16 protein-coding genes are annotated in these 25,916 nt (G+C 41.7%); 6 read left to right on the top strand and 10 right to left on the bottom strand.

Annotated elements, in window-relative coordinates:
• Nucleotides 1-6: 6 nt before the first annotated feature.
• From F824_RS0106665 to F824_RS0106635, 5 genes are all read right to left on the bottom strand, one after another.
• Nucleotides 7-3,156 carry a SusC/RagA family TonB-linked outer membrane protein gene (locus F824_RS0106665; protein ID WP_019597092.1) on the bottom strand — a complete coding sequence of 1,050 codons (3,150 nt, stop codon included), beginning with the start codon at nucleotides 3,154-3,156 and terminating at the stop codon, nucleotides 7-9.
• A gap of 720 nt (nucleotides 3,157-3,876) precedes the next feature.
• Nucleotides 3,877-6,636 (bottom strand): hybrid sensor histidine kinase/response regulator transcription factor, encoded by a 2,760-nt coding sequence (locus F824_RS0106655; protein ID WP_019597090.1) that lies wholly within the window; start codon nucleotides 6,634-6,636, stop codon nucleotides 3,877-3,879.
• A 218-nt stretch (nucleotides 6,637-6,854) separates the two neighbouring features.
• The gene (locus tag F824_RS0106645; protein ID WP_019597088.1) at nucleotides 6,855-8,147 is read right to left on the bottom strand and encodes an acetyl-CoA hydrolase/transferase family protein; all 1,293 of its coding nucleotides are present in this window, start codon (nucleotides 8,145-8,147) and stop codon (nucleotides 6,855-6,857) included.
• A gap of 7 nt (nucleotides 8,148-8,154) precedes the next feature.
• The gene (locus F824_RS0106640; RefSeq protein ID WP_019597087.1) at nucleotides 8,155-10,800 is read right to left on the bottom strand and encodes a cation-translocating P-type ATPase; all 2,646 of its coding nucleotides are present in this window, start codon (nucleotides 10,798-10,800) and stop codon (nucleotides 8,155-8,157) included.
• Between the two features lie 10 nt (nucleotides 10,801-10,810).
• On the bottom strand, nucleotides 10,811-11,896 hold the full coding sequence (locus F824_RS0106635) for a site-2 protease family protein (RefSeq protein ID WP_019597086.1): 1,086 nt from the start codon (nucleotides 11,894-11,896) through the stop codon (nucleotides 10,811-10,813).
• A gap of 358 nt (nucleotides 11,897-12,254) precedes the next feature.
• On the opposite strand from F824_RS0106635, the gene F824_RS0106630 reads away from it, so the two are divergent.
• The 5 genes from F824_RS0106630 (at nucleotide 12,255) to F824_RS0106610 (ending at nucleotide 20,455) form a co-directional block, all read left to right on the top strand.
• Nucleotides 12,255-15,635, top strand: coding sequence for a methylmalonyl-CoA mutase family protein (locus tag F824_RS0106630; protein WP_019597085.1), 3,381 nt, complete (start codon nucleotides 12,255-12,257; stop codon nucleotides 15,633-15,635).
• Between the two features lie 240 nt (nucleotides 15,636-15,875).
• Complete coding sequence (locus F824_RS0106625) at nucleotides 15,876-16,292, top strand: OsmC family protein (RefSeq protein WP_019597084.1); 417 nt, start codon at nucleotides 15,876-15,878, stop codon at nucleotides 16,290-16,292.
• Entirely contained in the window at nucleotides 16,289-16,528 is a 240-nt protein-coding gene (locus tag F824_RS0106620; RefSeq protein ID WP_019597083.1) for a hypothetical protein, read from the top strand. The genes F824_RS0106625 and F824_RS0106620 overlap by 4 nt, the downstream gene beginning before the upstream one ends.
• A gap of 4 nt (nucleotides 16,529-16,532) precedes the next feature.
• Nucleotides 16,533-17,558, top strand: a complete 1,026-nt coding sequence (locus F824_RS0106615) for a hypothetical protein (RefSeq protein WP_033405178.1) — start codon at nucleotides 16,533-16,535, stop codon at nucleotides 17,556-17,558.
• Between the two features lie 92 nt (nucleotides 17,559-17,650).
• Nucleotides 17,651-20,455, top strand: coding sequence for a PAS domain-containing hybrid sensor histidine kinase/response regulator (locus F824_RS0106610; RefSeq protein ID WP_236613157.1), 2,805 nt, complete (start codon nucleotides 17,651-17,653; stop codon nucleotides 20,453-20,455).
• 13 nt (nucleotides 20,456-20,468) lie between these two features.
• Here F824_RS0106610 and F824_RS0106605 read toward each other — a convergent pair whose 3' ends face one another.
• The 4 genes from F824_RS0106605 to F824_RS0106590 all read right to left on the bottom strand — a co-directional run bounded on the left by F824_RS0106605 (nucleotide 20,469) and on the right by F824_RS0106590 (nucleotide 24,559).
• A complete protein-coding gene (locus F824_RS0106605) occupies nucleotides 20,469-21,785 on the bottom strand; it encodes a dihydrolipoamide acetyltransferase family protein (RefSeq protein ID WP_019597080.1) in 1,317 nt (438 codons plus the stop codon).
• 84 nt (nucleotides 21,786-21,869) lie between these two features.
• Entirely contained in the window at nucleotides 21,870-23,135 is a 1,266-nt protein-coding gene (locus F824_RS0106600; RefSeq protein ID WP_019597079.1) for a competence/damage-inducible protein A, read from the bottom strand.
• 141 nt (nucleotides 23,136-23,276) lie between these two features.
• Entirely contained in the window at nucleotides 23,277-24,062 is a 786-nt protein-coding gene (locus tag F824_RS0106595; RefSeq protein ID WP_019597078.1) for an SDR family oxidoreductase, read from the bottom strand.
• Nucleotides 24,059-24,559: a dihydrofolate reductase gene (locus tag F824_RS0106590; protein ID WP_026333540.1), complete on the bottom strand. Its 501-nt coding sequence runs from the start codon at nucleotides 24,557-24,559 to the stop codon at nucleotides 24,059-24,061. Before F824_RS0106590 ends, F824_RS0106595 begins: the two co-directional genes overlap by 4 nt.
• A 14-nt stretch (nucleotides 24,560-24,573) precedes the next feature.
• Between F824_RS0106590 and F824_RS27430 the strand changes: the two genes are divergently transcribed.
• Complete coding sequence (locus F824_RS27430; RefSeq protein WP_019597076.1) at nucleotides 24,574-24,711, top strand: hypothetical protein; 138 nt, start codon at nucleotides 24,574-24,576, stop codon at nucleotides 24,709-24,711.
• A gap of 185 nt (nucleotides 24,712-24,896) precedes the next feature.
• On the opposite strand, the gene F824_RS0106580 is transcribed toward F824_RS27430, so the two are convergent.
• Nucleotides 24,897-25,823 carry a DUF4412 domain-containing protein gene (locus F824_RS0106580; protein ID WP_019597075.1) on the bottom strand — a complete coding sequence of 309 codons (927 nt, stop codon included), beginning with the start codon at nucleotides 25,821-25,823 and terminating at the stop codon, nucleotides 24,897-24,899.
• Between the last annotated feature and the right edge of the window lie 93 nt (nucleotides 25,824-25,916).

Genomic DNA, 25,916 nt, shown 5'->3' with positions numbered 1-25,916 from the left:
TGGAAATTAGAAGTTTACATTAAGTCCCATTGAAAACACCGTAGGTACAGGTATCCTGTCCACATTTGTTCGCTCAGGATCAGAACCGATGTAGTTTTTGGGAGTAAACCAAATTAAATTTTCTCCCTGTAGGTATACCCTAGCGCCGCTCACAGCTCCCCATTTGGAGATAATTGATTCAGAAAGGGAATAACCGATCTGTAAATTCCTGATTTTGAAATAGGAATTGTTTCTATAAAGATAATCTGATGTTCTTGTGTCATTGAATGCCAATGATGTAGAAGGGATATCTGTATTGGTGTTGTTTGGCGTCCAGGCGTTCAATACCCCCAAACCTGCATTTTCACGACCGGACACGAAATTGTTCCAGAAAATATAGGGGTCGAGCCCAATCCTTCCAGCTACCCCTGATCCAAATACAGCGAAATCAAAGTTTTTATAGCCCAAATTAATACCTATTCCGTATTCCAATCCTGGCAATGTGTTTCCTATAAAATCCCGGTCGTCTGCATCGATTACCCCGTCATTGTTTAAATCCATAAATTTTATTCCTCCTGGTCTGGCTCCAACCTGGGTTGGGCTTGAATTCACTTCTTCCTGACTTTGGAACAAACCATCGGTTTTAAAGCCAAATATTGAAAATTGTGATTGGCCGATGATCGAGTTTTCTGCAGTACCAGGGAAAGCAGCCCTGACTTCCTCAGGCAAAAAGGTGATCCTATCTTTGAATGCGCCGAAGTTAGTGCTTACGCTTAAGGAAAGTCCGTTTTCATAGGTCTTGGCATAGTTCAATGCCAATTCCCATCCCTTGGTTGAGGTGGAGGCGCCATTTAAAACCCTTTGTTGGCCCTCTCCTATGGCAGAAGCAATGGGAGGTCTTGTCAAAATGTCGCTGGTATTTCTAGTGAAAAAATCAAAAGAACCTGTCAGCGCAAAATTAAAAAGACTAAAATCAAGTCCTAAATTCCATTCCTTGGTTGTTTCCCATTTTAAATCAGGGTTTTCAGCCTGAACGGACACAAAGCCTGAAGGGAGATTTCCTGTGCCATTTCCATTGATGTCATAAGCCGTTCCCACGTTGTAATAGTATTCGAAAAATCCCCCGATAAATTGGGATTGATTGGAACCATATCTGGATTCGTACAAACCAAAACGTGCCAGATCGCCGATTTCTTGGTTTCCGACCTCACCATAACCTGCCCTAAATTTTAAGTCAGAAAGTTTTTTGATGTTTTTCAGAAATGCTTCCTCACTAAGTCTCCAACCAATGGTGGCCGCTGGAAAAACACCATATCTGTTGTTTTTTCCAAATCGTGAAGAGCCATCTCTTCGAATCGTAAACGAGGCAAGATACTTGTCTTCCAAAGCATAATTCAATTTCCCAAATTGGGATAGTAGTCTGCTTCCTGTCACTCGACCAGTATTGGTTTTGGCTCCAGTGGCTGCGTCAAGAACAAAATAGGATTCTGTTTCCACGGCAAACCCATCAGCCATTGACATGATGCTTGAAAAGTCATCCTTTATGGACTCGGTACCCAATAAGGCATCAAACCGATGTTTACCCACACTCAGTTTGTAATTCAGGATATTGGAAAACACCAAACTTGAAAACTCATTGGTATCATGAATCAATCTGTTGTTGTTCCTTGTGATAAATCCATTGTTGACTTTCGGTTCGATGTCTTTCCTATGAAAAGCATTGTAATCTATCCCTAAACTGGATTTAAAACTCAGGTTTTCCAATATTTCCCACTCCGCAAATACATTTCCATAGAAGTTGTTTTTACGGTTGTTGTCCCATCTATTGAGGTATTGCATCAATACAGGGTTATTTCTGTCCGAATATCCTGCCCCAATTGGGCCTGCAAATTCGCCATTGTTGTCCCGAAGAGGTATGGTGGGCGCTAGGGTAATCGCTAATCCGGGAGTTGGCGCATTTCCAACATCCCCTGAAGCCAATGTTTCTTCAGAAGTTGAAAACTGGGAATTTACACCAAACCTCACTTTATCATTGAACAACCAGGTGTTCGCATTCAACCTTCCGGTATACCGCTCGTAACCTGTGTGTTTTAATACGCCCGTATTTTTTAAATGGCCAAGATTGATCATCAATGATGATTTTTCTGAATTGGTGGACACTGTCACTTCATTATTGAATACATAGCCTGTCTTGTAGGTTTCCTTCTGCCAGTCGGTATTACCAGAAGGAACATTTGGATTTCCTCCCACAAATGGTCTGGCGGAAACACTGTTGAGCACAGGGTTGTTGAAATCCCCATTCCAATCAAAATCATAGATCTCGCCATATCCACTTGTAGGGTCTGCTCCATCATTGACAGATGCCCTCCACAATACTTCCCCGCGCTGCAAAGAATTTAACATGTCATACCGTTGGTTTTTTTCGGAAAGCATGGAGACATTTGAGTTCACAGTTACCGTAAGCCGATCTGCCCCGGAGGCTTTGTTTTTGGTGGTCACTACTATTACCCCATTTGCAGCCCTTGAGCCGTAGATGGAGGAAGCAGAGGCATCTTTGAGTATTTGGATCGACTCAATTGCCTCAGGATTTAAGCTTGCAAACACTTCCTGACGCTTTGTCGGTACACCATCAATGACATATAAAGGATCATTGTTACCTAAAGTAGAAGTACCTCGGATCAGGACCCTACTGCTCGTCCCGGAAGGGTCACCGGATTTTTCTATCAACAGGCCAGGTACCCGGCCCTGAAGGGCTTGCATGGGATTACCAGAGCTCATGCTTTGGCCTTTGATGGGTTCCAGATTTACTGCGACTATGGCGCCGGTCATGTCTGCTTTTCGCTGAGTACCATATCCGACGACAACTATTGCTTCCATTTCCGAGATATCCTCTCCAATCGAAACATTAATAATGCTTCTGTTCCCCACATTTTCCGTCAGTGTTTCATATCCAATGAAGGAAAACAGGAGCGATTCTGTAGGCTCAGCAGCAATGGAATATGTTCCATCAATGTCTGTTACCGTCCCTCGGACAGTTCCCCGAACTTGGACGGTTACTCCTGGGATGACTTCCCCGGTGGTTTTGTCAGTCACCGTTCCTGACACCATTGCCTGCTGGGAAAAAGCAGGGACAGTGACCATCAAGGCGATGATGATTAGTAAAATTTGTCTTTTCATGATTTTAAGGGGTTTATCATTGTGGAAAATTGGTTTTTATGTTCAATAGATTTGGAATGAGTACAGTAGTTGAATTTTTTTTGGATAAGGTGTGATTGTCCACTTGCCGTGTATCTGTCTTGAAATATTTCGAATGGGATTACCCCTACTGGGGTGCAAATGGAAATTAAAAAAAAGGATAAGGTGAAGACCGGTGAAATTTGGATAAGTAAGATTTCAGTGATCAGAAATAGGTGTGATAAACAGCCAAATGATACAATCAGCATCAAAAATCTTTTTCCAGTTTTACCATTTAGGAAATCACACCAAATTCCGAAAATGAAATTGGAACAGCCAAACAATGTTGTTCCAAAAAATGATTCTTTACTTAAGGAGACCACCCCTTTGATGTAAAAGTCGTGGAATGCATTGAGTGTTCCCGCAAGTGCGTTTATGAGTCTGATTGGACCCGAAATCACAAGGGTACTTAAGCAGATTAAAAATCCGCTAAGTGAATATATTGTAGAATAATATATGGTTTTTTGGCTCATGGTTTATTGTTACCTCTAAACTATGAGCTTTTAAAAAAATTAAATTTTAAACCCGTTTCCAATTTTTATAAAATCGTTCCAGGGATCTATTTTAAAATAAAAAAGGCTGTTTAAGCGCAATGCAAACGTTATAAAAGATTTTAAATCGTCATTTATATTTTCATTTTTGTTTCAGTGTTTCAAAATTGTTTCATTTTTTTCCTTGGGTTTGGTTTTCGCGATATTCGGATGGGGTTATTCCAAATGCATTTTTGAATACGGTGGAAAAATATGCAGCAGTACTGAAGCCCACTTTAAACGAAATATCAGCGATGCTTCCGGAATCATTGATCAATAAATACTTCGCTTTTTTGAGTCGAACCTTGGTGATGTAGTCGTTTACACTGTAGCCTAAGACAGTTTTTGTCTTCCTATACAGTTGGCCTCTGGATAACCCAATTTCTTTGCAGATTTCATTGACACCAAAATGGGGATTGCTTAAGTTCTCCTCAACCAACGATGTAAAAGCTTTATTGAATTTCTTGTCACTGTTCAAAGGATTTGTTTCCCTTGGCAATTCGTGCAGGAAATGTTCCTTCAATTGGTTTCGATTGGATAGGATTGTTTTAATACGCTCCATGACAAAGGAAATACTGAAGGGCTTGGTGATATAATCATCAATTCCTGTCTTAATTCCTTTTAACATATCCTCTTCGCTGGATTTGGCAGAGATTACGATGATGGGAATTGAGGAAGTTTGGGGTGTTGCTTTCAGTTTTTTTATCAGTTCCAATCCATTCCCGTTTTTGAGCATGAGATCACAAGTGATTAAATCTGGAATTTCATCTAAAGCAATTAGAAAAGCTGATGAAGTATCCTCAGCTTCCAAAATCCTGTAGGACGTTTGGAGTTTATTTTTGAGGTAGTTTCTGATTTCCAAGTCATCCTCAATGATCAAAACAGTATTTTTCAAGTCCGGTGGCTCATTTTCAATGGGGAATGAGTCGTCTTGTTCAGGCAAAAATGATTCAAAATCAAGAATTTGATCTTGAATCAGGTCCGAGAACAATTCCTCAGGTTCAAAATGGCTTTTACCCATTTTGAACCTGAGTAGGAATACCGTTTTTTCACCCATTTCTGATTTGAGGTCAATGGTCCCATGTTGAAGTTCTACGAGCTCTTTGGATAAAGCGAGACCCAGACCGGAACCGGTTATTCTCGTCCCGGATTTCCCTTGGTAAAACCTGTCAAAAGCATGTTCGGTTTCTTCTTTGTTCATTCCGGGTCCGGTATCTTCCACTGTAATCAAAACTTCATGTTTCAAGGGATCTTCTTCTACATTTACCAAGATTGTCCCTTTTTTTGGAGTGAATTTGAACGCATTTGAAAGAAGATTGAACATTACTTTGTCCATCATGCTTGGATCAAACCACAATTTGATTTTTGGATTTTCGCACACCAGACGGAAATGTATCTGATTGTCTTTTGCAGATTTATTGAACACAGACATGATTTCCTCCAAAAACGGGGGCAATACCTGCTCTGAAACCTTTAATTGTAATTTCCCAGAATCGATTTTCCGAAAATCCATCAATTGATTTACCAGTCTGAGCAACCGGAAGGTGTTTTTACGCACCATCAATAAATCGTTTCTAAAGGGCGCGGCATCTTTGCGATGGATCAATTCCTCTATCGGCCCTTGGATGAGGGTAAGTGGCGTCCTGAAATCATGGGAAATATTGGTGAAGAATTCCAATTTGTATCGGGTAGCCTCTTCGGCTTTTTTGGAAAAAGACAAGACTTTTTCCTTCTGCTCATTGACTTCCTTGTTTTTTCGCTGCAATTCTCTGTTTATTTTTTGTTTATCCTTAAGGGATTTGAAAACATATGCCAATGATACGATGGCAATAAATAGGGTTATTCCAAACACAATCAGCAATCCTCTTTGACTTTTGTAAATTTTCAATTGACTTTCGATCATTTCCATTTGCCTGAAAATGCTGGATTGTTGATTGATGATCCGATCCGTCTGCTGTTTCATGATCCGGATGTTGGAGGCATCTACTGCGGCGGTTTGAAGAATATTCTCTTTTTCAAAGGAATCTCCAGCCAGTATTTTTGCGGCAACTTCAATGGCTTTATCCCCACCGGTTGGATAAAAAAAAGTGGCATCCAATACCCCGTCGGTAATGGCCTGAATTCCTCCGTAGGGCCCGGGAAGTGCATCGACCCCCACAAATATTTTGCTCGGTAAATTCAGTTCCCGCGCAATTTCATTGGCTCCAATCGTCATGACGTCATTGTGCCCGAAGACCAAGTCAAAACCAGGGGCATTGGCCTGAAGCAAATATTCCTTTAGTCGTATCCTTGCCGTGTCCTTTTCCCACTCGCCATCTATTTGGGAAACGATTTTGATTTCTGATCCTTCAAGGGATTCCATCAATCCCCTGTGCCTCTCTTTGGCAGGGGAACTTCCTCTTAATCCCCAGATTTCAAGAATACTGCCTTTTCCATTGAGCAGGTTTTTGATGTACTGCCCTGCTGTAATCCCGATTTCGTAATTATCACCGCCTATGTAAGCTGAATATAAGTTTGAGTTTATTTTTCTGTCTACGACAATCACCGGAATACCGGATTGATACATTTCCTCTACAATAGGTGTAATTGGACTGGACTCATTGGGGGAGACTATCAGCAAATCCACACCTTGCCTCTGAAATTCTAGGATTTGTTCGATTTGTAACGCATTGTTGCCTTGGGCATCCTTGATCTCCAAACTTAAATCAGGATAAAATGACAGTTCCCGGAACATTTCTTCCTGCATGGTCTTTCTCCAAGCATCATTGGTTACACATTGTGAAAAGCCTATTTTAAATTTTTTTTCTTGTGGATTTTCACAGGAGCAAAATCCAACAATCAACAAAAACTGAAGAAAAAGCATTGGGAAATGTTTTGCCAAGGATTTTTTCATTTAATATTTTGGGTTTTTATGCATTTTCATCAATTCCATTTCAAGTTCCTGAAAAATTTCCGTTAAAAAAAAATGGCCTTTGAAGAAAAGATCTTCGAAGGCCATTCAAAATGGATTAAAATTAATATTGCTTATTCCGAGTTTGAAGTGAATCGAGCGCTCGAGTTTGAAAAACCCAACTTTCCCTTCAAACAAGAGGTGCTCATCCCGTTATTTAGTTACCTCACAGGGTAAAGAAAACTGCCAAACCTTTCTACAATTGATCTTTCGAGACTTTCGCGGTGGTCTGGATGTGCGATGCGCATCAGTTCGTAGGCACGCTGGCGGAGATTTTTACCGTAGAGGTAAGCGACTCCATATTCAGTGACCACATATTGGAGGTGGGCTCTTGTGGTGACGACGCCCGCACCTTGTTTGAGATAGGGGACGATCTTGGTGTCGCCTCTTTTGGTTGTGGAGGATAGCGCCATGATGGGTTTTCCACCTACAGATAAGGATGCCCCACGCATAAAGTCCATCTGTCCGCCTACGCCGGAATAATGATAACTTCCAATCGAATCCGCACAGACTTGGCCGGTCAAATCCATTTCAAGACAACTGTTGATGGAAATCACCTTTGGATTTTTTCTGATAACTGCGGTATCGTTGACATAAGCTGCCTCATGGAAGGAGAATTCCGGGTTGTCATGGATGGTCTTGTACATTTCCTTCGTGCCTATGGCAAAGGAGGAGACAATTTTTCCAGGATGTTTCTTTTTGTAGGAATTGGTGACCGCTCCTGAAAGCATCAATTCAATCAAGCCATTTGAGAACATTTCTGTATGGATACCCAAGTCTTTGTGTCCTTTAAGTCCCTTCAATACAGCATCGGGAATGGCGCCAATCCCCATTTGTAGGGTAGACCGGTCTTCAATTAGTTCGGCAATGTACTGACCGATCTTGAGCTCTTTTTCAGTGATTTTGTCGGCATAATTTACTTCTGGTAAATCCTCGTCAACAGCCACTGCGGCATTGAAGCGGCTAAAATGGATATGCCCGTCACCATGGGTACGCGGCATCTGTTTGTTGACTTGGGCGATGATGATCTTCGCTGTCTCTATGGCTGGCTTGGCAATGTCTACGGATACGCCCAAGGAGCAATAGCCATGGCCGTCGGGTTCGGAAACATTGATGATGGCTACATCCAGAGGGAGGATATTGTTTCTGAACAAGTGCCCGATTTCACTTAGGAAAATCGGGACATAGCCTCCTTGCTCTCCGTTGACCGCCTGTCTCACATTCTCTGAAACGAAAAGTGAATTCATAAAGAAACTTCCCCTACAATCCGGAGTGGCAATCGGCATGGCGCCCAAGGTGGAAATGGAAACCACTTCTACATTTTCCAATTCTCCTTTTCTTGCGGCTAGCGCATGCAGTAAATAAGTGGGGGTAGCGGCACTTCCGTGGATAAATACTCTTTGGTGACTTTTTACTAGTTTGACAGCTTCTTCGGCTGTGGTGTATTCGTACATGGTATGATTATTTTTTGATTTGAATCAGTTTATAAGTTTCTACTACCCAAAATGTCATGGATCCAAGGGAAGCCCAAAGGATGAATTCCACAGCCCTTACGGGGCGAAAATCAAATAATTGAGAAAGAACAGGCGTTTGGATAATCAGGATTTGGATGAGAACAGAAAGCAGAAAGGCCAAATTTACCCATTTATTGCTGAATAGGCCAATTTTGAAAGTAGAACCTCTTAAGTTCCGCATATTGAAAACATTAAACAATTGTGAAAAACTCATGACGATAAATACGATCGTTCTGGCTTTTTCAATTCCTTCTGGTAGGTACCATTTGAATGCGGTAATGGCCAATCCAGTCATTAACAAAATATTGATCACGAGTAATGGGAAAATCCTCTTACTAAGAATATTTTCTTTAGGATTGATTGGCGGCGAAGTCAGTTCGTTTCCCTGGCCTTTTTCTGTTGCCAGCGCTTTGTCACACAAACCATCCGTGACCAGGTTGATCCATAAAATTTGCGTGGCGGTCAGGGGCATTGACAATCCTAGGCTTACTGCCGAAATCAAAGTGAAGATTTCAGCTAAACTGGTTGTTACCAAATAAAAACTCGTTCTCCTTGCATTATTGAAGACAATTCGGCCCTGCTCGATCGCATGGACGATTGTTGAGAAATTGTCATCCGCCAAAACCATTACCGATGCATCTCTTGCAACATCTGTCCCCATAATACCCATGGAGACACCTACATTGGCTTGCTTAAGCGCTGGTGCATCGTTGACGCCATCTCCTGTCATGGCGATCAGTTCCCCTTGTTTTTGAAGGGACTGGGCGATTTTAAGTTTCATTATCGGACTTAGTCTTGAAAACACATCCGCTTCCATAACGGCCTTGTCTAGCTGTTCTTCATCCATTTGTTGAAGCTCCGTATCCGTATAGACTTTTTCTCTTCCCGGCAGTACAATGCCAACCTTTTTGCCAATTGCCAAAGCTGTCGCGGAATGGTCTCCAGTAGCCATGATGACCCTTATTCCGGCCTGATGGCAGGAGTTCACTGCTTCCAGTACTCCGGGTCTTGGTGGGTCAAGCATTCCCGCCAATCCAACAAATTCAAAATTATTGTGGTGATCTTGGTTGAGGTGCTCTGATTGTTGTGCCATTGCCAGCACCCTAAAGCTCTCTTTCGACCATTTTTCAAATTTATCCTGGATGGGCTTGATGGTAATGTCATTCAATTTTTGCAGACTTCCCCAACTGTCATGAAAGGAATTGCATTTGGCCAAGATGGCTTCCGGGGCACCAATTATGAACCGCGTTTCAGTTCCGTTTTTCTCGACTATCGTAGACCGGTATTTCAGTTCAGCATCAAAGGCAATATCTTCTTTTATGGGCAATTGCTTTTTTTGGCCAACTTTATTGGCCAATACCAAAAATGCAGCCTCTGTGGGATCCCCAGTCACTTGGTATTGTCCACTTTCTTTTTTGGAAACAGCTGTTTGGTGACAATGGGCAGCAATTTCAAAAAGTTTGTAAAATGACTTGACGTCTTCATTTTTAGCCAAGAGGTCACCTTTGCTCTCCCATCCTTCCCCGGTCACCTCAGCTTCTTCCACTCCAGGAATCCATATTTTTTTGATGGTCATGGTGTTCTGGGTAAGCGTTCCTGTTTTGTCCGTGATAATTGTGCTCACGGAACCAAGACTTTCTGTGGCAGAAATTTCGCGGATAATGGCATTCTTGTGGGACATGCGATAGGAGCCAACAGCCAGTACAATTGACAATACGGCTGGCAACCCCTCAGGGATGGCGGATACCAATGCTGCAATGGAAATCAACAATACCTCACTGACCTCTACCTCCAGAAAAAAATAACCAGCCAAAAATAGCAGGATTGCACTTGAAATGGCGATATAAGCCATTTGTTTGGCGAGTTGATCTGTTTTTATCTGAAAATTTGTCTTTTTGGGAGTGATGGTTTTAAGGGAACTGGCAATATCACCGATCTGGGTTCTTAGGCCTGTACCCGTGACAATTGCTCTTACAGAGCCGCTTGCCAGATAGGTGCTTTTCCAGACCATATTGGTTTTTTCACCCAGCGAGATGTTTTCAGGAAGTTTTTTATTTGTTTTTTGCACCGGAAGGGCTTCTCCCGTAAGGGAAGCTTCGGTGGTTCTCGCATTTTTAAACAGCCAAACCCTCGCATCAGCTGGAATAATATCTCCCTCCTCCAAGGCGATGAGATCACCTGGGACCAATTCCTTTGAGTCTATGGTCTGTAATTCTCCTTCTCTTACCACCTTGCACTTTGGAACAAGAAGACTTCTCAAAGCTGCCACTGCACCTTCCGCTTTGTATTCCTGTACAAAGCCAATGACCGCATTGATGAGTATTATTCCCAGAATGACATAAACATCCAAATAATGCTCCGTGAAATAGGATATCGCGGCAGCCAGCAATAAAATATACACCATCAAATTGGTGAATTGCTTGAGGATTATTTTCCAAAGCGGTCTTCCTGCCTGATCAGGGATTTCGTTTTTCCCAAACACCTTCTGCTTTTCTTGAACATCCGCAGGACTTAGCCCTTGATCTGATGTGTTCAATTCTTCAAGCAAATCCTGGATGTCAAGGGTATGGGGTTTTGTTTGAAAAGGTTTCATTTCAATTTTTTCATTTTAAAAGTGCGGATTTTACCAAAATAAACTCCGAGATGTTTTCTTGATCCAAAATCGCTAAAAAGTGTCCGTTTTCAATTACAAATACCACTTTTTGGTTTTGAGTTGCCATTTTTCTCCATGCTTCGTCAAGGTCTTCCTCGGTTTCGATTTTCAAAGGGGATTGATTGGCGACTGACCCAACGTGGGTGTTTTCATTTCCTGCCTGAAGTCCTCGGATTATCTCATCCTTGCTGAGGGTCCCTACGGCAACATCGTCTTTGACGACCACAAAATGGGTGGCTTGGCTACCTAATAATTTTTCGATGGCCTTAGATAGCGGAGCATCAAAACCAACCAACTGAAAGTTCATCATCATTGCATCCTTGACCTTGAATCCCTTTAAAATACTTTCCTGGGTGGTGTGGCTTACTTCTGCCGCAGCTCCCAAGAAGATAAAGATGCCAATGAAAACCAAAATAGGATTGTTGAACAAGCCATAGAAAACAAAAACGATGGCAATCATCTGTCCAATAGTTCCAGCGATTTGTGTGGCTTTTGCCCGCGGGAGACGAATCGCCAAAAATGCACGGAGAACCCTTCCACCATCCATAGGAAAGGCCGGCAAAAGATTGAACAAAGCCAATATCAAATTGGCAGAAGCAACAAAGAGAACGAAAGTATTGGCATTGATTTTCAGTTCCTCCATATTCAGTTGCTCCAAATTGAAGCCGGTAATGCTGAGGATAATGGTAAGGACCAAGAAAATTCCAATATTGACCAAAGGTCCGGCAATTGCAACCCAGAGCTCTTGTTTGGGGTCTTCAGGGAGTTTTTCAAGCCTTGCCAATCCACCAATAGGCAATAGCGTGATGTCTTTGGTGGAAATCCCAAAGCGCTGAGCTGCCAAGGCATGGCCGAATTCATGAAGGGTGACGCAAAAAAACAGTGTCAAGACAAAGCCGATTGTCCATGCAATGTCCACAGCAGGAGCACCCATCCTCACATTCGAGATCACAATCCACAGCAGCAAAAGAGAAAAAGTCCAGTGGATAAAAACCTTGACATTTCTGTACGTTCCCAAGTAAAGTGAAAGCTTCATAACTTAAAAATTAGGATTTTGAAATTAATAGATTCAATATAAGTCTTTTACTGCTTTTGTACTGCAAATTTAAGCCCTTATTTCCCCCCATAATATGATAAAAGTCAGCTAAGAAGTTGATTGAATGTTTTCACTCCGCATTGTGTCATCTATTAATTTTTTCAACCATTCCCGTATTTATTTTTAAGATGGGATGGAATTTTGCTGAATTTCAAAGCATTGTTTTGAAATCCGTAAGGAATGACTTTACCCAAACGTTTGATTTTTCTTATATTCGCAACCCTAAACAAAGATTTAATTCTGGGCGTTGTTCCAGAATAAGTCCATTTTCATTGTGCCAAATTAACCCAAGTATAAAATGTCAGTGTCTCAAGAGATTTATAAACCCAAAAACCACATCCGATTAGTCACTGCAGCATCCCTATTTGACGGGCATGATGCGGCGATCAATATCATGCGCAGAATCATTCAATCCACCGGTTGTGAGGTGATTCATTTGGGCCATAATCGATCTGTACAGGAAATTGTGGACTGTGCCATTCAGGAAGATGTCCAGGCCATCGCCATTACATCCTACCAAGGTGGGCACGTTGAATTTTTCAAATACATGCACGATCTCTTGAAAGAAAGGGGTGCTGAACGGATCAAGATTTTTGGAGGTGGTGGAGGAACTATCCTTCCCGAAGAAATTCGGGAATTGCACGAATATGGCATCACCAGAATATATGCACCCGATGATGGAAGATCCATGGGACTTCAGGGCATGATCAATGACCTGGTGGAACAATCCGATTTTCCGGTCGGCCAGGACCTGCCTGAAAGTTTGGAACTTAATAGCAATGACAAACAGGCGATCGCCAAAATTATTTCCGCAGCAGAGAATTTTCCGGAACAAAGCAAGGAAATGCTCCACTCTATCAGGGAAAAAGCTGCCAAAAGCAAGACACCGGTTCTAGGAATTACCGGTACGGGAGGATCAGGGAAATCCTCCTTGGTAGATGAGTTGGTCAGGAGATTTTTGATTGACTTTAAGGGAAAAAATATTGCCATCATTTCTGTGGATCCATCCAAAAGGAAAACAGGTGGGGCACTATTAGGCGATAGGATTCGGATGAATGCGATCCATCATCCAAATGTCTACATGCGTTCCCTGGCCACGCGCCAATCCAATCTGGCGCTTTCCAAATATGTGCAGGATGCAGTGGACATCGTCAAGGCTGCAGATTTTGATTTGATCATCTTGGAGACTTCCGGAATCGGCCAATCCGATACAGAAATCATCGAACACTCTGACATGTCTCTTTATGTAATGACACCGGAGTATGGGGCCGCGACGCAGCTGGAGAAAATAGACATGTTGGATTTTGCAGACATCATCGCGCTGAACAAATTTGACAAAAGGGGAGCCCAGGACGCCCTTAGAGATGTAAAAAAACAATACAAACGCAACCACAATCTTTGGGACATCGCGGATGAAGCGCTTCCTGTGTTTGGAACCATCGCTTCTCAGTTCAATGATCCGGGCATGAACAACCTCTACAAGGCGATCATCCATGAATTGGTTGCCAAAACAGGGGTTGATTTGCAGACTTCCTTTGAGGTTTCCCTAGAGATGTCAGAAAAAATCTACATTATTCCCCCCGCTCGAACCCGCTACCTTTCGGAAATTTCTGAAAGCAACAGGGGGTATAAAAAATGGGTGGAGACGCAAAAGGAGGTTGCCCAAAAACTGTTCAGCATCAAGAAATCGATGGAAGCCATCGAGAATACCTCCGTGGCGGATAAGGACCGTTTGATCAAGGAACTTGCGGAAGTTTATGCCGAGGTAGAACTGGAACTCGATCCTAAAAACAAAAAATGGCTGGAAGAGTGGCCTGCCAAAGCCAAAAAATACAGCGAAGAATATTACACTTTCAAGGTTCGAGACAAAGAAATAAAAATCGCATCCTATTATACTTCGCTTTCGGGATCCCATATCCCCAAAGTCTCCCTTCCCAAATACGAAGCTTGGGGAGATTTGTTGAAATGGGGATTGACGGAAAATGTTCCAGGTGAATTTCCATTTACCGCAGGGGTATTTCCTTTCAAAAGAGAAGGCGAAGATCCTACCCGGATGTTTGCAGGAGAAGGCGGGCCAGAGCGGACCAACAAACGTTTTCACTATGTATCCAAGGGGATGCCTGCCAAAAGGCTTTCCACCGCCTTTGACTCGGTCACGCTTTATGGCGAGGACCCGGATTATAGACCTGACATTTACGGGAAAATCGGAAATTCAGGAGTCAATATCTGTTGCCTCGATGATGCAAAGAAATTGTATTCAGGCTTCAATCTTTCCGATCCGATGACGTCTGTTTCCATGACCATCAATGGACCAGCCGCCACGATGACTGCATTTTTCATGAATGCGGCCATTGACCAGCAATGTGAGGTTTATATCAAGGCAAATGGCTTGGAAGAGGAAGTCAATGCAAAAATCGAGAGTATTTACCGCCAAAAGGAAACTCCAATACCTCACTACAACGGTACCATTCCAGAAGGAAATGATGGATTGGGCCTGATGTTGCTCGGCGTTACGGGTGACGAAGTATTGCCCAAGGAAGTCTATGAAGAAATAAAAACTTCCACGCTGATGAAGGTGAGGGGAACGGTTCAGGCAGATATCCTCAAAGAAGACCAGGCTCAGAATACCTGTATATTTTCGACCGAGTTCTCTCTCCGGCTGATGGGAGATGTACAGCAATATTTCATTGACCAAAAAATCAGGAATTTCTATTCGGTATCCATTTCGGGTTATCACATTGCGGAAGCAGGAGCCAATCCGATCACCCAATTGGCCCTGACTTTGTCAAACGGTTTTACCTACGTGGAGTATTATGTCTCCAGGGGAATGGATATCAATAAATTTGCACCGAATCTATCTTTCTTCTTTTCCAATGGCATTGATCCTGAATATTCTGTCATCGGAAGGGTGGCAAGGAAAATTTGGGCCAAAGCGATGAAGATGAAATATGGAGCTGATGAAAGATCCCAAATGCTGAAATACCATATTCAGACCTCAGGAAGATCCCTGCATGCGCAGGAAATTGATTTCAATGACATCAGGACCACTCTTCAGGCTTTGTATGCGATCTATGACAATTGCAATTCATTGCATACCAATGCGTATGACGAGGCGATCACCACGCCAACCGAAGCTTCAGTAAGAAGGGCAATGGCGATCCAGTTGATTATCAACAAAGAACTTGGTTTGGCAAAAAACGAAAATCCACTGCAAGGAGCATTTATCATAGATGACCTCACCGAATTGGTGGAGGAAGCTGTTTATACAGAATTTGACCGGATCACCGAAAGGGGAGGAGTGCTGGGAGCGATGGAGACCATGTACCAAAGAGGGAAAATCCAGGAGGAAAGTCTTTATTATGAAACCTTAAAACATACGGGTGAATATCCAATCATCGGTGTGAACACTTTCTTGTCTGCTGATGGCTCTCCGACCGTTACTCCGGGGGAAGTCATCAGAGCCACTAATGAAGAGAAAGAAACCCAGATCGAAACCCTTAAAAAGCTTCATAAAAAGAACGAAGACAAGGCGGAACCCCACATGGAAAAACTCCGCGTTGCTGCCGTTCAAAATCAAAATATCTTTGAAAAATTAATGGAAGCATCCAAATACTGTTCCCTGGGTCAAATCACCCAAGCCCTCTACGAAGTGGGTGGACAATACAGGAGAAATATGTGATCAGACAAGGGAAACCCTTAGGGGAATTGGCATTTGCAAATTATGAATCCAAGAGAATTCATGAAAAGAAATTTCGAATAGGATTGTGAACACCTGGGTATTAAATCCGTTTTGAAATGGATATTACTTTTGGAAGTTTAAATTGAAATACAAAAGGGGGATAGATTGAAAATCTCCCCCTTTTTTCTATCTGTTATTATTAAATCATCAACAACATACTTATAAAAAATCAACGATACGATGTCAAAAAGAAACGTTACTGTCCGAATGAAAGCGGACTATGAATATGAATCCGTCAACCAACAGGGGAATAAGGTTAGTATCGATATGTATGATGCTCCACAAAAACAAGCTCAGTCTCCAATGGATCTATTGCTGTCGGCTTTGGGAAGCTGTGCCTCTGTAGATGCGGTGCTGATGATGAAAAAGAAAAGAAGGACACTTGTTGATTTTCATGTTGAAGTAGAGGGAGTACGGAATGAGGGGATACCCTCTTATTACACCAAAATTCATTTGAAATTTGTATTGGTTTCACCTGATGCCACCGATGAGGAATTTGCAAAAGTAGTGGCTTTGTCTGTTGAGAAATATTGTTCCGTAGCTTCTTCTCTCAAATCAGAAATTACATTTTCTGCACATGTTGAAAGGCCATTATGAGGGTTATAAAAGAATTCAGTAAAGCAGAAACCAGAATTTCTGTTTTTTCCTGGAACAACAAATATATTGTCAAATATGAACAAGGGGCCCTGGAACAAACCTTCAAAGTATCCGAAATGGATATTTTGGAGGAGTCCGATCTTGATCATTTTTTTGAAGGAAATTTCTTTGACTTGGTTTTAGAAAGGTTTAAAGAAATGGGAGAAACTCTTCGGAATGAAATCGAAAATTTTTAGCTTTATGAAAAAGCATTTTAAGATGAAAAAATGTCCTTATTTTATATTGATTGTTACTCAATTTATATTTTTTTCATGTGGATTTTCCTCCAATAATAAGGAGGAATTCAGTCACAGGGATGTGGATTCATTTATAGCACTATTGGAATTCGATTTAAAGGTTTTAGAAGATGAGATCATCGCGCTTGCCCGCGAAACTGAACAGCTTTATGAACACAAAGAGGAAATCATCAGCAAGTCAAAGAAAAACCCATTAACCATAGAAAATGGTATTGCAAATGCGGCACCCAATGGGGACCCCAAGAGGAGTACGCTTTATATTTCAACTATGGCAAAGGACAAGGAAGGCCTTGAGGATTTGATTTTTTTAACAGATTCACTGGATTATAATTTTAGGGAGATTGTCAGGAGGCACCAGGTAGTTTCCCAAGTTTACTTCAACAGCCATTTGCAATTAAATCGATTGTTTCCACCCTTTGATCCAGCCAGTTTGATTTTACCAGATTTGGATATTACCTCTTTTAATTTCTATTATAGGGCAGATTTGACCCACAACCCTGATAAAGGTCCTGTCTGGCTGGAAGAAATTTACTTGGATCCAGCAGGCAAAGGTTGGATGATTTCGTTGCTTCATCCTGTTTATTATCAAGGAGAATTGCAGATGGTTTTGGGATTTGACATCACGGTAAATGACATTTTGGAATTTTACCTAAACAGGTATTCCAATCAGATTGTGATTATCGATGAAGCAGGGACAGTAGTAGCAGGAAAATCTAAGGCCATTGAAGCATTGTCTTTGCCCCCATTGATCAATCACACCTACATCCAAACCATCACCTCCAATAATTTCAGGATGGAGGATTTCAATCTTTTCAAAAGCAAAAATAAGGAAGTGAGGAAAATGGCTACCCATATTATATTGACAAAAGGAAGCGATTTTTTGCTTAAAGAGGGGAAAGAAAGTGTTGATATTCGGGCAAAAAAAATGAATTTGTTTAATTGGTATGTGCTGGATCTTCAGTTGAAATGAGGGATCAATCCATTTCTATAGCGCAAAGAATTTCAGGACCTTTTAAATGGTTCGTGGCACTCGCTTTTTTCGTAGTTTTTTTAATTGTTTTTTTGGGGTATAGTTTTTTCCAGGCACTTTCTGAAAATCAATTGGAATCCAGAAATGAATTCCTTGCCAAACAAGTGGAATTTGCCTCAAGAGACATTCAGAAAACCTTCAGATCTATGGATCAAGACATGGTTTTCTTCGTTGAAAATCTTGAGGCATGGACGTATGAGAGAACATCCAATGAGCAATTGGCTTTTGAGAAAAGAGCAAGACGAATTTTTAATAATCACAGGAATTTGGTCGACTCGATCATTGTTGTTTTCCCAAATCATGTCCTATCATTCCATTTCGACAAAGGAAATAATTTCGTAAGAACCTTTCACAGCGGATTGGAAGAAATCCCCCTGAATCATGGAAATGAAATCAGATTCAAATCCCAAAAGAACAATCTTCAAATAATTACCAAAGTCAATACCAACAGGTTTTTGAGTTCCGAACTCAGCAATTTTTATTTGGGAGCTTCGGCCGAAAAATTGGTGTACATCGATGGTAAACTATTGGGTTTTTCTGAAATGAATCTAAGTCCGGGTTTTATTTTGGATGATTTAAGTCTAGAAAAAATCACCAATGATATACGGGAGGGGATAAAGGGAGAGTATGAGGGAGAGTTTAACAATAGCTTGACGGGCAAAAACTATAGAGCGGTCATTCATCAATATCCTTTTGATTTCCATCCTTTTGACAAGGATTTCGCAGTCATTTTTATCCAAGATAAAAAACTAATTACCTCAGGGATTTACGTTACCTATATCTCTCTTTTTTCCGGTCTTCTCCTTCTTCTGATTTTTGTCATCGCCATTCTTTTCCAGTTCAACAGGAATACACAGGTGGCCAATAAAATTCTTTCGCAGAAAGCCGATGAAATCAATGAACTGTTTAGAAGGCAAACCTTTCTCCTCCAAGAATCCAAAGGGTTTATTTATTTTCAAGATGCAAAGGGGGAAATGACCAGTGTGGGAAAGGAAGTAGAGGGTGTATTGGGATACCAGCAAAAGGAGTTTATCAAGAATTTTAAGGACAAAATTTCCCCAAATTATATCCAAGAGCTCAATCTGCTTATTGATGAATCCATAAAAAACCTTAAAGAAGTCATTGCTTTTGAATTTGAAATTCAAAAGAAAAACGGAGATTGGATTCGGGTAAAGATTTTTGAAAAACTCCTTTATGATGAAAAGGGCGCTTTTTTGGGGAATGTTGGTATCCTTACGGATATCCAGGAAAAGTATCTGGCAGAACAGGAGCTCATTAAAAGTGAAAATAGATTGAGGGCAGTGCTAAAGAGTTTACCTGATATCATTTTCATTTATAACAACTCCGGAATTTTTCTGGATTACTACATACAAGACCAAAGTGTTCTTTTTTCCCCAGCACCTGAATCCTTAGGAAAAAGCATCCTAGAGGTTTTACCGACTCCATTGAATACCCATTTTATGGGATTCTTTGAAAAAACCGTTCAAACGGGTAAGATTCAAACCGCAGAGTTTGAAATCATGACCAAACTGGGAAAAAAAATGTTTGAAACCCGGTTGTTTAAACTGGATGATGACAGGGTCATGTCCATTGCAAGAGATATCACGGGGCAGAAACTTTGGGAAAAAGGATTGAAGGATGCTATCAAAGCTGCAGATCAGGCCAATAAGGCCAAATCTGAATTTCTTGCCAATATGAGCCATGAAATCAGGACGCCACTGAATGGGCTCTTGGGTATCATTGGTTTATTTGAAAATACCCCCTTGACCAAAGATCAGAAGGATTTTATTCAAATCATCAAAGATTCAGGGGATTCACTTTCCAAAATCATCAACGATATTTTGGATTATTCCAAAATAGAGGCTGGGATGATGGAATTGAAAATGAGTGTTTTCCATTTCAAAGATGAAATCCAGAAAATAATAAAGGTTTTTTCAGGACTATCTATCAAAAAAGACATTGAATTGACGTATCAATATGAGGGGTTGATTCCTACCTTCATCGAATTGGATAAGGAGAAAATCGATCAAATCTTATACAATTTGATTGGAAACGCACTGAAATTTACCCCTCAAGGAGGGAAAATTCATGTTTTGATCACTGGAGAGCCATTTTTGGAAAGCAATATTATACTCCATTTTGACATAAAGGATTCTGGAATAGGGATTCCCAAAGACAAACTTCAAATTCTGGCGCGACCATTTGTCCAAGTGGATGGAAGCAATACCCGGGAATTTACCGGAACAGGGTTGGGACTGGCCATCTCCAAAAATTTCATCGAACTGATGGGAGGGGAGTTGAAGGTAGACAGTGAGGAAAATGTTGGCTCTACTTTTTCCTTTAATATTTTGGGGAAAATCTTCACGAAAGAATCACTCATCATTTCTGTAAAATCCTTTGCAGGAAATACCCCGGACTTGGATTGGAAAAACATGGCCGCAAAATATCCACTAAAAATTCTTTTGGTGGAAGACAATGCGATCAACCTTCAATTCATGCAAATGCTCATGAATCAATTGGGCTATGACATTGAAATAGCCAAAGATGGATATGAAGCCATCGAAAAAGTAGAGAAATCGCCGCTTGATCTCATCTTCATGGACATCCAAATGCCTAGACTAAACGGCTTGAAGGCCACGCAAATCATCAGGAAAAAGGCGGGAGGAGAGGCATTTAAAATAGTCGGTCTTTCAGCAAATGCTTTTCAGGAAGACATCGCGGAGGCCTTGGCTTCTGGGATGAATGAATATTTGACAAAGCCCGTGAAAATCCCTGAGATTGCCAAAGTGATACAATCTTGCTTTTTCGAGCTTAAAAAAACAAAGGGGGTCATTTGACCCCCTTTCTCGATTATAGTTCAGTGTTCAAATCAAAAGCTTCCAGATAATCCGCAACTCTTCTCACAAACATTCCGCCCAGAGAACCATCGACAACACGGTGGTCATAGGAATGGGAAAGGAACATTTTATGTCTAATGGCGATCACGTCACCAGTAGGGGTTTCTACCACTGCCGGTTTTTTGGTGATGGCACCTACGGCAAGGATAGCGACCTGAGGCTGCATGATAATCGGAGTGCCCATGACGTTGCCAAAGGACCCTACGTTCGAAACGGTGTATGTACCACCGGATAGCTCGTCTGGAGAAAGTTTGTTGTTTCTGGCACGTAGTGCCAAATCATTGATTTTTTTGGAAAGTCCCGTCAGGTTATACTGATCGGAATTTCTGATGACTGGGACAATGAGATTTCCGGAAGGCAAAGCCACAGCTACCCCAACATTGATGTCTTTTTTCTTGATGATTTTCTCTCCGTCCACCGATATATTGATCATTGGAAAATCCTTGATGGCTCGGGCAACTGCTTGGATGAAAAATGGCGTGAATGTGAGGGCCTCACCTTCCTTTTTCTTATAGGCATCCTTGACCTTGTTTCTCCACAAGACGATATTGGTCACATCCGCCTCTACAAAAGAAGTGACATGCGCAGAAATACGCTTGGAATCGATCATTCTCTGCGAAATCATTTTTCGCATCCTGTCCATTTCGATGATTTCATCCCCCGCAGAAATACCCACCTCTACCCTTGGCATTGGCGCACTCGCAGAAGGCTTGACGACTTGGGTGATTGCAGGGATTTTTATGTCTTCCCTTGTCCTCAAGTATTCTAGAATATCCTGTTTGGTGACACGGCCTGATTTACCAGTTCCTGAAATGGAAGAAAGCTCCATTTGGGAAATTTTTTCATTCTTGGCTATACTCAGAACCAATGGGGAATAGAACCTGTCATCTCCAAAATTATTCGGCTCTGGATTTTCTTGTGACAAAATTGCGGCTGTATGGGAAGGTGCCGCAGCGATCAATTCCGATTTTTCCACTGAAGATTCGGTTGGCGTGGAGGTTGTCGGAGTCGTACCTGCGCTTCCGTTTGCCTCGGTTTCAATGACTGCAATGGGAACACCCACAGCCACTACTTCTCCTTCTTTGGCCAAAATCTTCTTTAGAATACCTCCTGCAATTGCTGGGACTTCTGTGTCAACCTTGTCTGTGGCCACTTCCAAAACGGATTCATCCTGTTCGATAAGATCCCCTTCTTTTTTTAGCCAGGTAAGGATTGTCCCCTCTATGATGCTTTCTCCCATTTTGGGCATTACCATTTCTACAAGTGCCATAATACTTTTATTTAATTGGGTTTATTTCCGACTTTTAAAATTAAATTTTATTTTATGCATTACAAAATCCTTCAAATAAAATTTTTATTCTGTTTTTTCCAAAATGCATGTTCTGAATAAGTTGAGCAAAGCCACTCCAGTCAATTGGATGTTGAGCATTCTGTCTTGGGTGAGTTGGAGTTTTTTGGTCACTGTCCTTCCCTCAAATGCACAAGCTATCCAAACTGTCCCCACCGGTTTTTCGGCCCAGCCTCCACCGGGACCTGCTATGCCACTACTCGCCAATCCATAATCCGCTTGGAACAAAGTACGGATGTTTTCCGCCATTTCGATGATGGTCTGCTCACTCACAGCGCCGAATTCTTCCAGTACCTTTTCATTCACACCCAAGATCTGATTCTTAAACGTATTGTGGTAGGGCACCACAGCACCTTGGAAATAAGCGCTGGATCCTGGGATGCTCGTAATCAAATGGGAGATGTAGCCGCCGGAACAGCTTTCGGCCAAGGCTATTTTTTTGTTTTCCTGTTTTAAAAGTCTTCCAATTGCCTCTTCAAGTGATTCCTGGTCATACCCGTAAATGTACTTGTCGATAAGTGGTTTTACTGTTTCTATTTGAAGATCAACTTCGTTTTGTAAAGTTCTCAAATCATCCCCAAAAGCGGTTAAGCGCATTCTTACCTGGCCCAAGGAAGGCAAATATGCCAGTCGTATGTGGGAGGGCAAGGATTCTTCCCAATTTTTGATCAAGTCGGCAAGCCAGCTTTCTCCTATTCCCACAGTTCTGATGACCCTATGGAAGATGGTCGGCAATTCAAAAAGTGATTTGACTTTTGGAAGAACAAAATCCGTCATGAGTTTTTTCATTTCGTGAGGGACTCCGGGCATGGACATCCATACACATCCATTTTCCTCAAACCACATTCCCGGCGCAGTACCGACTTCATTGGGTACATACTGGCATTTGGTCGGAAGGTAGGCTTGCATTTGGTTGGTGAGGGTCAATTCCCTACCCCTTTTTTCGAAAAATGTGCGAACAGCTTCCAATGCCTCTGGCACAAGTTCAGTCCCGCATTTGAAATACTCCGCCAAGAGGGGCTTGGTCAGGTCGTCATTGGTAGGTCCCAGTCCTCCAGTCATCAGAATGATGTCTGCCCTTTGTTCCGCCTGTTGAAAAGCAGATAAAATATCCGTTCTGTTGTCGCCTACCGTCGTTCTTCTGACAACCCGTACTCCGATCAAATCCAGTTCTTGACTGATCCAATGACTGTTGGTGTCGATGATTTGTCCGTAAAGCAATTCATCACCGATGGCTATTATTTCTGCTTTTATTTCTCTTTTTGGAGACATATTGTTTGGCTTTTAAGGAGCGGTTATTTGGGATTTATTCTGCGCAAAATAGTGCGTAAAGATGCAGCAACTTGCTTTTGGATGATTCAAGAACAATTGGTTTAGACTGGGAAAGGAGTAAGCTTTACATTTCGAACTCTTTTACCTCACTTTTGCTTTTTTGATCAATTTGGAAAAGAGCGCAGGGAAAAAGCGTTTGAGATGAATGGCCAAAGTTTCCTTTCCTCCTATGTACACCTCTTGCTTTTTATTGTCAATGGCATTTTTGATAGCTTTTGCACAGGCTTCGGGGGACATTCCGTTTTTTTGTGCCTCATCCATTTGGTTGAGAGCCGTTCCATTGCCCGTCAGGGCGTTGAGAGAGACATTGGTCCTGATAAAGCCGGGACAAATCATCGTCACAGCGATGTTATCTTTGAAATGTTCGGCCCTCAAGGAATCAAAAAAACCATGAAGTGCATGCTTGGAAGCCGCATAGGAGGATCTAAACGGGGAGCCGAATTTCCCCACGAGACTTGTTACCACTGCAAAATGCCCTTTTTTGTTTTCGACAAAATGGGGTAAAAGTGCCTTACTCAAGCCAATCGTTCCAAAATAATTCACTTCCATGATTTTTCTGTCCACTTCCATTTGGGTTTCCAAAACCAGGGATCTTTGGCTTATGCCGCCATTGTTGACCAGTACATCGACGCTTCCAAACGCCTCAATAGCCAACCGGCAAGCTTCCCCAAATGTTTCGGGAGCAGTCAGGTCCAATGGCAACACAAATATATTTTCGGGTGTAGGGCAATCGTTTTTTAACTTCTCCAATAATTCCTTCTTTCTGGAGGAAATGATCAAACGGTTTCCATCTTTTGCATATTTTTTCACCAAAGCTTCTCCTATACCGGAAGAGGCGCCGGTAATCCAAACGACGGAAGTATTCATGATTGAATTTTTTTATAGGTCACAAAATCGAAATCATAGTCATTTTTCTCGTCTTTCTGGAAGTGTACTTCCGAAATCCTTTCCCATATTTCGGAGTCAATTTCCGGAAAAAAAGCATCCCCTTGCAGTTCGACATTGATTTCGGTGACCAAGAGCTCATCGCACAAGGGCAATGCCTGCTGATAAATTTCGGCACCTCCAATGATGAATACCTGGTCAAATTTTCTTGAAATACAGAGTTGAATGGCCTCCTCTAGGCTGTGTACCACAAAATGCCCTTCGGGCAATTGATATTCCTTGTTTCGGGTGATTACGATGGAAATTCTATTGGGAAGCGGTTTTCCCATGGATTCGTAGGTCTTTCTGCCCATGATGATGGGAAAACCAGTGGTTTTGCCTTTAAACAGCTTCATGTCCGAAGACAATCTCCAGATAAGCTGGTTGTCTTTTCCGATCACGTTATTCAGTGATTTGGCAACGATGATTGATATTTTCAAAATAAGATTGCTTTTTGGCGACAAGATACCAAGGTTTTCCAACTCATAAAATCAAAACCTTAAGATTGGGCGTAAAAAAAGCCAAAATCAATGAATCGAAATCCATCGCTTTCCTGAGTTATCAGTTGTGGGAATTGGCAGGAAGTGAATAGGCCTATAAATTCGAAATATGCATTGCGTTTCATGTAGGGGTTGAAACTGTAAGAGAATCAGACAATTTGGAGGATAAGGCGAAGTGCCAATTTGATGAAGCCAAAAACAGTGCGCTACTGACCGGTTATTTAACCATTTCAGGCTGTAATGGAATTGGCAAGGCATATCACGGGTTATCATCTGCTTATTGATATGCGGAGCCAAAAACACTGGGATATTCATCCATATTAAAAACCAAAGGGGCATTATCGTCCAGTGCAAGAACCTTCATGGTAGAAACCGTTTTGTCTTTTTTACTTAGGAAATGCATTTCCAACATATTTCCCTCGGGTAGGTCTTTGAAATATCTGTCATTTTGACTTTTCATTCTTTTGGTCAAATAAGGATTTTTCCCTCCCCAAAAAGCGGTGGTTCCATGAACAGGTTTTTCTGTAATCCAAAAATCAGCGGTTCCGTCCTCATTTTCCATTTGGTATTCCGCGCAGCTATGGCCAAGAATTACCTTGGACCTCCCGGTTTTTTTGAACGAATAATCTTCCAGGGCTGTGGTATCTGCCAATGTTCCTTCTGGCAGACCCGCACTCATTTTCTCAAAATCAAAGCCATAGGCCATCCTTGATCTTTGTCCCTCGCTTTCGATAAGGATGATGGTGGCATTTCGGTTGAAATCGTAAATCATCACCGAATTCCCCTCACCCTTTTTCTTTTCCGGATTTTCTATTTCCATTCCCATGAAAGCCTCATTGGTAGAAAAAAAGGATTTGATCTGGACCGGATCGATATCCCTGCCTTTTTCGTCTTTTCCTGTGATTTCCATCAAGCTATATCCTGTAAAGGAATAGGAGGGTTCTACCTCCACATCCGCCTTGATCCCGCTGAGGATTTTGCCAAAATCCATTCCGCTGACGCTGTCTTCCGGGTACATGTCCCTAAAGACTTTTTCCATCTGCCTCATGGCCATTTTTTCTGCCTCAGTTTCCACTTTTTTTTCAACAGCTCTGCTTACTCCTCTATTGGCAGCATCCTTGATCTTTCTGAGAATCTGGGCAGAGGATGAAAAAGGTGTGACAAGAAAAAAAGCAAAAATGAAAAAAATTGAAAGAGTTCTCATATCCAATTGATATCTAGTTTCTTAAAGTTAGAGAATCTAAATATAAAAAGCCACCCTCATTTCGGTTAATTCATAAAAAATTGGATGTTTTCG

It is taken from the genome of Rhodonellum psychrophilum GCM71 = DSM 17998 (genome assembly GCF_000381545.1).
In the GTDB taxonomy this organism is placed as follows: Bacteria; Bacteroidota; Bacteroidia; order Cytophagales; family Cyclobacteriaceae; genus Rhodonellum; species Rhodonellum psychrophilum.
This window is presented reverse-complemented; position numbering and strand designations above follow the sequence as displayed.